This is a genomic window from Frankia sp. AiPs1 (assembly GCF_023716945.1).
Classification (GTDB): domain Bacteria; phylum Actinomycetota; class Actinomycetes; order Frankiales; family Frankiaceae; genus Frankia.
Genome location: NZ_JAMQQF010000211.1, coordinates 1 through 9,339 on the forward strand (window position 1 = coordinate 1; position 9,339 = coordinate 9,339).

The 9,339-nt window shown below is 72.7% G+C and carries 8 protein-coding genes; 2 read left to right on the plus strand and 6 right to left on the minus strand.

Annotation, left to right across the window (positions count from 1 at the left end):
- A partial coding sequence (locus ND748_RS17960; protein ID WP_251746962.1) for an SDR family NAD(P)-dependent oxidoreductase occupies positions 1-876 on the plus strand: 876 nt, incomplete at its 5' end.
- 127 nt (positions 877-1,003) lie between these two features.
- Here ND748_RS17960 and ND748_RS17965 read toward each other — a convergent pair.
- Both ND748_RS17965 and ND748_RS17970 read right to left on the minus strand, forming a co-directional pair.
- Positions 1,004-1,975 (minus strand): aldo/keto reductase, encoded by a 972-nt coding sequence (locus ND748_RS17965; RefSeq protein WP_251746963.1) that lies wholly within the window; start codon positions 1,973-1,975, stop codon positions 1,004-1,006.
- 216 nt (positions 1,976-2,191) lie between these two features.
- Positions 2,192-3,364, minus strand: a complete 1,173-nt coding sequence (locus tag ND748_RS17970) for a thiolase family protein (protein ID WP_251746966.1) — start codon at positions 3,362-3,364, stop codon at positions 2,192-2,194.
- A 205-nt stretch (positions 3,365-3,569) separates the two neighbouring features.
- Here ND748_RS17970 and ND748_RS17975 point away from each other — a divergent pair, with 205 nt between their 5' ends.
- On the plus strand, positions 3,570-4,337 hold the full coding sequence (locus tag ND748_RS17975) for an SDR family NAD(P)-dependent oxidoreductase (RefSeq protein ID WP_251746967.1): 768 nt from the start codon (positions 3,570-3,572) through the stop codon (positions 4,335-4,337).
- 122 nt (positions 4,338-4,459) lie between these two features.
- Here ND748_RS17975 and ND748_RS17980 read toward each other — a convergent pair whose 3' ends face one another.
- From ND748_RS17980 to ND748_RS17995, 4 genes are all read right to left on the minus strand, one after another.
- Positions 4,460-5,566 carry an MBL fold metallo-hydrolase gene (locus ND748_RS17980; protein ID WP_251746969.1) on the minus strand — a complete coding sequence of 369 codons (1,107 nt, stop codon included), beginning with the start codon at positions 5,564-5,566 and terminating at the stop codon, positions 4,460-4,462.
- A 118-nt stretch (positions 5,567-5,684) separates the two neighbouring features.
- Complete coding sequence (locus ND748_RS17985; RefSeq protein ID WP_251746970.1) at positions 5,685-7,067, minus strand: acyl-CoA dehydrogenase family protein; 1,383 nt, start codon at positions 7,065-7,067, stop codon at positions 5,685-5,687.
- Positions 7,068-7,237: 170 nt separating this feature from the next.
- Positions 7,238-8,383 (minus strand): PAS domain-containing sensor histidine kinase, encoded by a 1,146-nt coding sequence (locus ND748_RS17990; RefSeq protein ID WP_251746971.1) that lies wholly within the window; start codon positions 8,381-8,383, stop codon positions 7,238-7,240.
- Between the two features lie 131 nt (positions 8,384-8,514).
- On the minus strand, positions 8,515-9,339 hold an 825-nt coding region (locus ND748_RS17995), incomplete at its 5' end, for an RNA methyltransferase (RefSeq protein WP_251746973.1).

The following is a 9,339-nucleotide window of genomic DNA, read 5'->3' on the forward strand; positions in this document are numbered from 1 at the left end:
GCCTTCGCCCGCGAGGGCGCCGCGGTCGCCGTGGTCGCGCGCACCGAGGCGCAGTGGGACGCGCGCCTGCCCGGCACCGTGCACGAGGTCGTCGAGGAGATCGTCAAGGAGGGCGGCCGGGCGCTGGCCGTCCCCGCCGACCTGTCCCGGCCCGCCGACGTCGAACGCATCGTCGAGGTGACCCGGGCCCGCCTCGGCCCCGTCGACCTGCTGGTGAACAACGCCGCCCTGACCGTCCCGGGCCGCCCGCCGACGCAGCCGCAGCCCGTGGCGTCCGCACGTGACGGCGCCGCGCCGACAGCGCCAGTCCGCACGGGTGCCGCCGGACCGGTGGCGACGTCCGCGGTACCGGCACCGGCCGGGGCGCCGGGGCGAATGCCGGACTGGGCGTCGTTCCTGAACTTCCCGCTCAAGGGCTTCCGGATGCACTTCGAGATCGGGCTGTTCGCCTCCTACCGGCTCATGCAGCTCGTGCTCCCCGACATGATCGACCTGGGCCGGGGATCGATCGTGAACATCAGCTCGGTGGCCGGATTCATCCCCGGCGAGGGGCCCTACGCCGCACCCGGCACACCCGGCCCGCTCGCCTACGGCGGCAACAAGGCGGCGCTGCACCATCTCAGCCAGGCCGTCGCCGTCGAGGCGCAGGCCTACGGGGTCGCGGTGAACGTGCTCTCGCCGTCGGAGCCCGTCATCACCCCCGGCAACCTGGTCGCCGCCGCCGGGGAGACCGACTGGGCCAGCCCCGAGGAGTTCGCCGAGGCCACCGTCCTGGTCGCCCTCGCCGACCCGGCAACGACCAACGGCCAGCTGCTGTGGAGCGACGACGTGCTCCGCCCTGGTCTCGGCCGCCGCGGCTGGCTGCGCCCCACGTAGGCGAAGCGGTGTGCGTGGGAGCGGCGCCGCCTGTCTGCTGCGTAGGGATAAATCGGACGCCGAGCCCTACAGAAGAACCATGAAGGCGCTCTCCCACGCACGAGCGGTCGCCGCGCGTCCTGATCGTCTAGTTGAAGCCGGCGATGGGGTGGGGAGTGTAGGGCTTCTCGAGCTGGGCGATCTCGTCAGCGGTGAGGACGAGGTCCACGGCGGCGACGGCGTCGTCCAGGTGGGAGAGCTTCGTCGCCCCGATGATCGGTGCGGCGACCTGCGACCGGCTGAGCAGCCAGGCGAGCGCCACCTGGGCGCGGGGGACGCCGCGTTCGGCGGCGATGCGCGCCACCTCGTCGACGATGGCCCGGTCGCCCTCGGCATAGAGCTTGCGGCCGAACTCGTCGGTCTCGGTGCGCGCGGTCGTCGCGTCCCAGTCGCGGGTGAGGCGGCCGCGGGCCAGCGGGCTCCACGGGATCACGCCGACGCCCTGGTCGGCGCACAGCGGGAGCATCTCCCGCTCCTCCTCGCGGTAGATCAGGTTGTAGTGGTTCTGCATGGTCGCGAACCGGGTCCAGCCGTGGGCGTCGGCGACGAACAGCGCCTTGGTGAACTGCCAGGCATACATCGACGACGCGCCGATGTAGCGGGCCTTGCCGGCCTTCACCACGTCGTGCAGGGCCTCCAGCGTCTCCTCGATCGGAGTACGCCGGTCCCAGCGGTGGATCTGGTAGAGGTCGACGTAGTCGGTGCCCAGCCGCTTCAGGCTCGCGTCGATCTCGGTCATGATCGCCTTGCGGGACAGGCCACTGCTGTTCGGGCCGCGCCGCATCGGCCCGTGGACCTTGGTGGCCAGCACGATCTCGTCACGGTTGGCGTACTCGGCCAGCGCCCGGCCGGTGATCTCCTCGCTGCTACCGGCCGAGTAGACGTTCGCCGTGTCGAAGAAGTTCACCCCGGCCTCGATCGCCCGGCGGAAGAACGGCCGGGCGGCGTCCTCGTCCAGCGACCACGGGTGGGCGCCCCGGCCCGGTTCGCCATAACTCATGCAGCCCAGGCAGATGCGGGACACGTCCAACCCCGTCGAGCCGAGCTTGGTGTACTGCACAGTGCCTCCAAGAACCAGTAAGTCCGGGCCCGGGCGGGCCGGGCGGGGCCGGTTGCGGTGCGTTGTGCGCGGTCTGTGCGCCAGGATCGCGCCCAACGCACCGCTTGCTTCCCGCTGGTCGCGGCCGGCCGCCACCGCGTCGAGCGCCACCCGGCGCCGGCCGTCGACCTACATCCTGCCCGGCTCAGACCAGGCCCGACTCAGACCAGGCCGGGCTCAGACCTCGATGAGGACTGCACCGCCCTGGCCGCCGCCCGCGCACATCGCGGCCACGCCGATGCCGCCGCCGCGGCGGCGCAGGTCGTGCAGCAGCGTGATGATCATACGGGCGCCGGAGGCGGCGACCGGGTGACCGAGGCTGCAGCCGGAGCCGCTGATGTTGACGGTGTCCTCGTCGAGGCCGAACTCCTTGACGGCGGCCACCGGCACGGACGCGAACGCCTCGTTGATCTCCCAGAGGGCGACGTCCTGCGTCGTCAGCCCGGCGCGACCGAGCACCTTGGAGATCGACTCCAGGGCGCCGAAGCCCATCCGGCGCGGCTCGACGCCGGCCGCCGCCCACGCACGGACCTTCGCCAGGGTCGGCAGGCCCTCGGCGGCGGCGATGTCGGCGCCGACGAGGGTGACCGCGGCGGCGGCGTCGTTGACGCCGCTGGAGTTACCCGCGGTGATGTTGAAGCCGGGGATCTCCGGGTGCAGGACCTTCAGCGACGCCAGCTTCTCCAGCGTGCTGGAGCGGCGCGGGTGCTCGTCGACGGCGAACTCGCGGAACGACCCGTCCGGCGCCTGCACCTTGATCGGCACGATCTCGTCGACGAAGCGGCCCTCGTCGATCGCGGCGACGGCGCGCTGGTGGGAGCGGAACGCCCAGGCGTCGAGCTCCTCGCGGGTCAGCCCCGCCTCCTTCGCCGTGTTCCAGCCCACCGAGATGGACATGTCCATGTTCGGGGCCTCGGGCGAGTCCGGGTGGGTCGCGGGGATCCAGTCCTCGAACTGGTCGGCGGTGCCCAGGACGCGGCGGGTCAGCTTCGGCCCGGTGGACGTCGCCTGGACGCCGCCGGCGACGACGATCTTCTCCATCCCGCTGATGATGCCGGCGGAGCCGTTGCCGATCGCGGTGAGGCTGCCGGCACAGTGCCGGTTGACGGCCTGCCCGGGAACGCTGGTCATCCCGAGGACGACCGCGGCGTAGCGGGCGAGGTCGCCGCCGCCGTACATGGACTCGGCGAAGATGACGTCGTCGATGCGGGCCGGGTCGAGGCCGGAGCGGCGCACGGTCTCGCGCAGGACCACCTCCGCCAGCTCCTCGCCGGTGGTGTTGACCAGCGAGCCCTTGAAGGCCGTGCCGATCGCCGTGCGCGCCGCGCTGACGATGACGGGATCTGACATGACGGTCCACCTTTCACAGGGTGAGGGCTTCCAGTGGAACGCCCCCGGACAGGAACTATGGTAAGCATTACCGAGATACCGACAGTAATACAGCGGGTTGGAGCCGTGAGTTGACGATAACGTCACCTTGCGGCCGGACGCCCCTGATGACGACCGCCCTCACCGGACACCCATCCGGGACACCGGCGGGCCCGAAGGAGGAACCATGGAACTCACAGGAGCGTCCGCGCTGGTCGTAGGCGGAGCGGGAGGCTTCGGCGAGGCCACCGTGCGCCGGCTCGTCAAGGCCGGCGCCAAGGTCGTCATCGCCGACCTGGCGGCGGACAAGGGCAAGACCCTCGCCGACGAACTCGGCGAGCAGGCCGTCTTCGTCCCCACCGACGTCACCAGCGACGAGTCCGTCGAGGCGGCGATCGCCGCCGCCGTCGAGCTCGGCCCGCTGCGCGCGGCGGTCGTCGTGCACGGTGGCCCGGCGGCCGGCAAGCGCCTGGTCAACCGGTCGGGCCAGGCCTACCCGGTCGAGACCTTCCAGCGGACCATCGACATCTTCCTGGTCGGGACGTTCCGGGTGGTCAGCAAGGTCGCGGGAGCGATGTCGCAGAACGAGCCGCTGGACTCCAACCAGCGCGGCGTCATCATCACCACGGCCAGCATCGCCGGGTTCGAAGGCCAGGTCGGCCAGACCGACTACTCGGCGGCCAAGGGCGGCGTTATCGGGTTCAACCTCACCGCGGCCCGCGACCTCGCCCCCACCGGCATCCGGGTCGTCTGCATCGCCCCGGGCACCTTCTTCACCCCCGCCTACCGGATGGAGGAGGCCGAGGCACAGGCCAAGTGGGGTCCCGGCGTGCCCAACCCCAAGCGGATGGGCCACGCCGACGAGTACGCCAAGCTCGCCCTGTCGATCGTCGACAACGACTACATCAACGGCGAGACGATCCGCATCGACGGGGCGCAGCGCTTCAACATCTGACCCCACGCGCTCCGCTGACCCCATGCGCTCTGCTGACTCAACGCGTTCTGTTGACCCCACGCGCTCTGCTGGCTCAGCGCGCTCCGCCTGAACGCAACCGGGCCCCACGCAGCTGACCCCGGTCAGCGCAGCAGGGCTTCCACGAGGACGCCGGCCTCGGCCGCGGGTCGCCAGGCATCGACCTGGCCCGGGCCGGCCTCCTGCGCACTCGCACCACCCGTGAGCAGGCCGCGGCGTTCGAGATGCAGCAGATGGGCGTACGTCTCACCGACCGCCGAGCGGCGCACGATCCCCCGCGACTCGCTCCAGGGCCGCGACCAGGTCAGCCGCTCGGCCACCGCCATCGTCGTCGGACCGTCGAGCTCGATCACCGCCTCGACCACCTCGCGCAGCCGAGCCCGGTGATGGGCCTGCAGTTGGCGCACGCGGGCGCCGAGGCCGCGGAAGCGGTACTCGTGGGCGGGCAGCACCTCGTCGACCGGCATGTCCTCGATCGCCGCGAGCGAGCCCAGGTACTCCCCCAGGGTGTCCGCGCGCACCCGCGGCGACGGGCTGATGTTGGGGCTGATCCGCGGCAGCACGTGATCGCCGGTCAGCAGCACGTTGTGCTCCTCGTGGACGAAGCACAGGTGGCCGGGGGTGTGCCCGGGGGTCCACAGCGCCCGCACCGCGGCGGCGGCGCCGAGCGGGCGGTCGCCGTCCTGGAGCAGCACGTCGGGCGGATCGCGCCACTCCGGCGGCTCGTCGCCGTCGGGGAACAGGACGCCGATCTCCGCGGCGGGCATGCCGCGGCAGCGCAACCAGATCCGGTCGGCAGCGCGGAACTCGGCGATGCTGGCGAACTGGTGGGAGGCGGCGACCTCCAGTTCGTGGATCATGACGGGGGCGCCGGACTCCCGCCGGATCCGCCGCGCGAGGCCGAAGTGATCGGCGTGACCGTGAGTGATCAGCACCGCGCTGACGTCGGCGATCTCGTGGCCGGTCGCGCGCACGCCCGCGACGAGGCCGTCCCAGGCGTCCTCGCTGGGCCAACCGGTGTCGACGAGGACGGGCCCGCGCGGGGTCTCCAGCAGGTAGGCCAGCACGTAGCGCAGCGGGCTCTGCGGGAACGGGGTCGGCACCGACCACAGACCCGGGCGGACCTGCTCCACCGGCGGCAGGACCCGGTCCTGCCAGGCCTGCTTCTGAACCTGCCCGGTGACGATGAACGCCTGGTCGTCGACCGTCACGCTGGCGCCTCCTAGCGCTGGGATGCCGTCGGGCCGGCCAGCGCCGCCGACCGTCGCGGGCACGCGACGGTGGCGACGGCGAGGGACGGTGGCGGCGACGGGAAGGGAAGGGCGGGCCTCAGCGCATGTTGGGTTCCCGGGGCAGTCCCAGGATCCGTTCGGCGATGACGTTGCGGCCGACCTCGGAGGTGCCGCCGGCGATGGTGAGCGCCCGGGCGAACAGGTAGCGGTAGGCGAGGTCGGCCTCCGCGCCGGTCACCCCGGTGGCGCCGGCGATGGTCATGCCGAGCTCGGTGACGTGCTGGGCATGCTCGGCGGACAGCAGCTTGCTGACGTTGCCCTCGGGCGACGGCTCGCTGCCGGCGACCGCACGCTCGACCTGGCGCAGGTTGATCAGCCCCATCGCGGCCTCGACGGCGACGAGCCGCCCGACGCGGCGGGCGAGCTCGACGTCCTCGGCGGCGTAGCGGGCGTGCAGGTCGACGAGGCCGACGGCGGTGCGGCCCTCATCGGCGCCGCTACCGGCACCGATCGTCACCCGTTCGTTGCCCAGCGTTGCGCGGGCCACGATCCAACCCGCGTTGATCTCCCCGACGACATCGGCGTCGGGAACGAAGACGTCATCGAAGAAGACCTCGTTGAACAGCGCGTCACCGGTGATCTCGCGCAGCGGGCGGACCTCGACGCCGGGCGCGGTCAGGTCGATCGCCACCGCCGTGATGCCCTTGTGCTTGGACGCCGTCGGGTCGGTGCGCACGGTGGCCAGGCCGCGGTTGCAGTTCTGCGCGTCCGACGTCCAGACCTTCTGCCCGTTGATCTTCCAGCCGCCCTCGACCCGCTCGGCGCGGGCCTGCACGGCGGCAGCGTCGGAGCCGGCGTTCGGCTCGCTGAAGAGCTGGCACCAGCGCAGCTCGCCGCGCAGGCTCGGCAGCACCCAGCGCTCGATCTGCTCGGGCGAGCCGTGCTGGGTGAGCGTGAGCAGCACCCAGCCGCCGATGCCGAGGTTCGGCACCTCGACGCCGACGAACTCCTCCTCGATGACGAGCTGTTCGGCGGCGCTGGCCTCGCGGCCCCACGGCTTCGTCCAGTGCGGCACCAGGTAGCCGCTCTCGACGAGCAGCTCGCGCCGCTCACCCTCGGCCGCGGCGTGGTAGCGCTCGACGAACTCCCGGGCCTCGCGCCGGTACTGCTCGGCCTCGGGCGGCAGCTCCACGGCGAGCGCGCGGCGGGCGCCGTCGCGGGTCAGCGCGTAGACGTCGTCCTCGGCGCCCTCGACCGGGCCGGCGAGCGCGGCCAGTGTCGCCGCGCGGCGCAGGTACAGGTGGGCGTCGTGTTCCCAGGTGAAGCCGATGCCGCCGTGGATCTGGATGTTCATCCGGGCGTTGTGCTGGTAGGACGACAGCGCCACCGCGGCGGCGACGGCCGCGGCGAGCTGATCGGAGTCGAGGGCGTGGACCCGGGACGGGTCGACAGTCTCTCCAGGGGCGGGCACGGTGCTCATCCTCGTATCGTTTCACTGGGCGTGAGGTCGCCCGGTCGGAATCGTCGCCTGGCTGGGCGGGGCCCGGCGGCGATGGAGGTCGGGGAGGTAGCCGCGGCGGCGCGAAACCGCGCTCGATGCCGCCCACCGGCTGCCCGGGGCGCCCGCCGATCGAATCGTGACGCTCGGCCTCAGCCGAACACCGGACCGCCGGCGGGCACGAAAAATCGGAACTCGGCGCCGCCGCCCGCGGCCCGGCCGACCGAGATGGTGCCCCCGTGCGCCTCGATCAGTGCCTTGGCGATGTAGAGCCCGAGGCCGGTGCCGTTACCGCGGCTGGCACCGCGCCAGAACTTCGTGAAGACGCGCGCGGCATTGGACTCGGACACGCCTTCGCCCTCGTCGGCCACGCTCACCTCCGTGCCGGTGTCGCTGCCGCGCAGCAGCACCGTCACAGTACCCGCGCCGTGGCGCAGCGCGTTGTCGACGAGGTTGTGGAGCACCTGCTCCATCTTGTCGGGGTCGACCCACATCTCGGGCAGCTCGCCCTCCTCGCGGACGTCGAACCGCTCCGCGCCCGCCGCCCCCGCGGCGATCTTGCCGTCGACCACCGAGCGCACCCGGCTGGGCAGGTCGACGATCTGCTTGCGGACCTGGATGCGGCCCGAGTCGATGCGGGAGACGTCGAGCACCTCGGCGAGCAGGCGGGTGACCCGGTCGGCGTCGGTGTTGACCGTGTTCAGCATGAGCTTCTTCTGCTCGTCGGTGAACCGGTCCCACTTGGCCAGCAGCGTCGCCGTGAAACCCTTCACGCTGGTCAGCGGGGAGCGCAGCTCGTGGGCGACGGTGGCGACCAGGTCCGCCCGGTTGCGCTCCAGCCGCTCCCGGCTCAGCGTGTCGCGCAGCGACAGCGACACCCTGGCCAGCCGGCCCGCGACCCGGGTGAAACGGACGGTGACGTGAAAGTCGCGGTCGTGCACGGGACCGGCGTAGGTCAGCCGCCGCTCGGGCTGCCCGATGACCCGCGGCAGCTCCCGGCTGAGCGCGGAGCGCTCCCACCAGTCGTTGCCGCGCTCGTCCAGCAGCGGGAGCACCTCGGTGAGGTGCCGACCGACCGCGCCCGGCGCGGCCACGCCGATGAGGCGGACCGCGGCTCGGTTGAAGACCTCGACCGTGCCGGCGGCGTCGGTGACGACGACCGCGTCGGGCAGCAGATCGAATGCGGCCGTGGGCAGCGGCCCGTCCAACGCGGCCGAGCCGGCGCCGTCGCCGCCGTCGGCCTCGGCGGGGTCCGCCGCTGCGCCGTGATCCTGCGCGAGCTCGTCGTCAGCAGTCATGGCCTCGCCTGATGCCGGGGCGGCGGCGGTGGGCAAGCCGGCCGAGCCGCCCGCCGGGGGAACGGTTGCACCGGCGGGAGCCGGCGGCTGCTGCGCGGTCGGCGCCTGTTCGGATGTCGATGCGACGGTGTTCACCACCGCCGACCACCTCCTCCGGTGCCGTCAGTACCGGACCTACCCGTTCTCTGCGCCCGCGCCGATGCGTATAGGCACAGGGCGGACGCAACCGCAAGATTCAGGGACTCGGCCTGACCGTACACCGGTACCCGCAACGCCGCGTCCGCGGCGGTCAGGCCGGCGGGCTCGAGACCGTGCGCCTCGTTGCCGAACAGCCAGGCAGTGGGCCCGTCGAGCTCGCCGACGTCCATCGCGGTGTCGAGATCGCGCTGCGCGGAACCCGAGGTCGCGACGATCCGGCACCCCCGTGCGCGCAACCCCGCCACCACGTCGGTGAGCGTCGGTTCGACGATCACCGGGAGGTGGAAGTGACTGCCGGCCGACGACCGCACGCACTTGCCGCCGAACGGGTCGACGCCGCCACCGGTGAACACCACCGCGTCCGCTCCGGCCGCGTCCGCGCTGCGGATCACGGTGCCGGCGTTGCCCGGGTCGTTCGCGCCCACGCACACCGCCACCAGTCGGGGGGCGGCCAGGTCGGCGAGCCGGTGATCCGGCAGGGCGGCGACGGCAACGAGCCCCTGGGGGGTCACCGTCTCGGACAGCGCCGCTGCGGCCTCGTCCGTCACGAGCCGGACGGGCACCGCGGCGGTGCGCAGCAGATCGTCGTGACGGCCTGCCGCCGACACCCCCACGAAGACTTCGAGCAGGCCGCCCGCGGCGACGGCCGCACCGACGGCCTGCGCTCCCTCGACGAGGAAGCGGCCCTGCTCCCGACGCTCCGCCGGGCGCCGCAGGCGCCGGGCGGCACCGACCCGAGCCGACCGCAGCCCGACGAC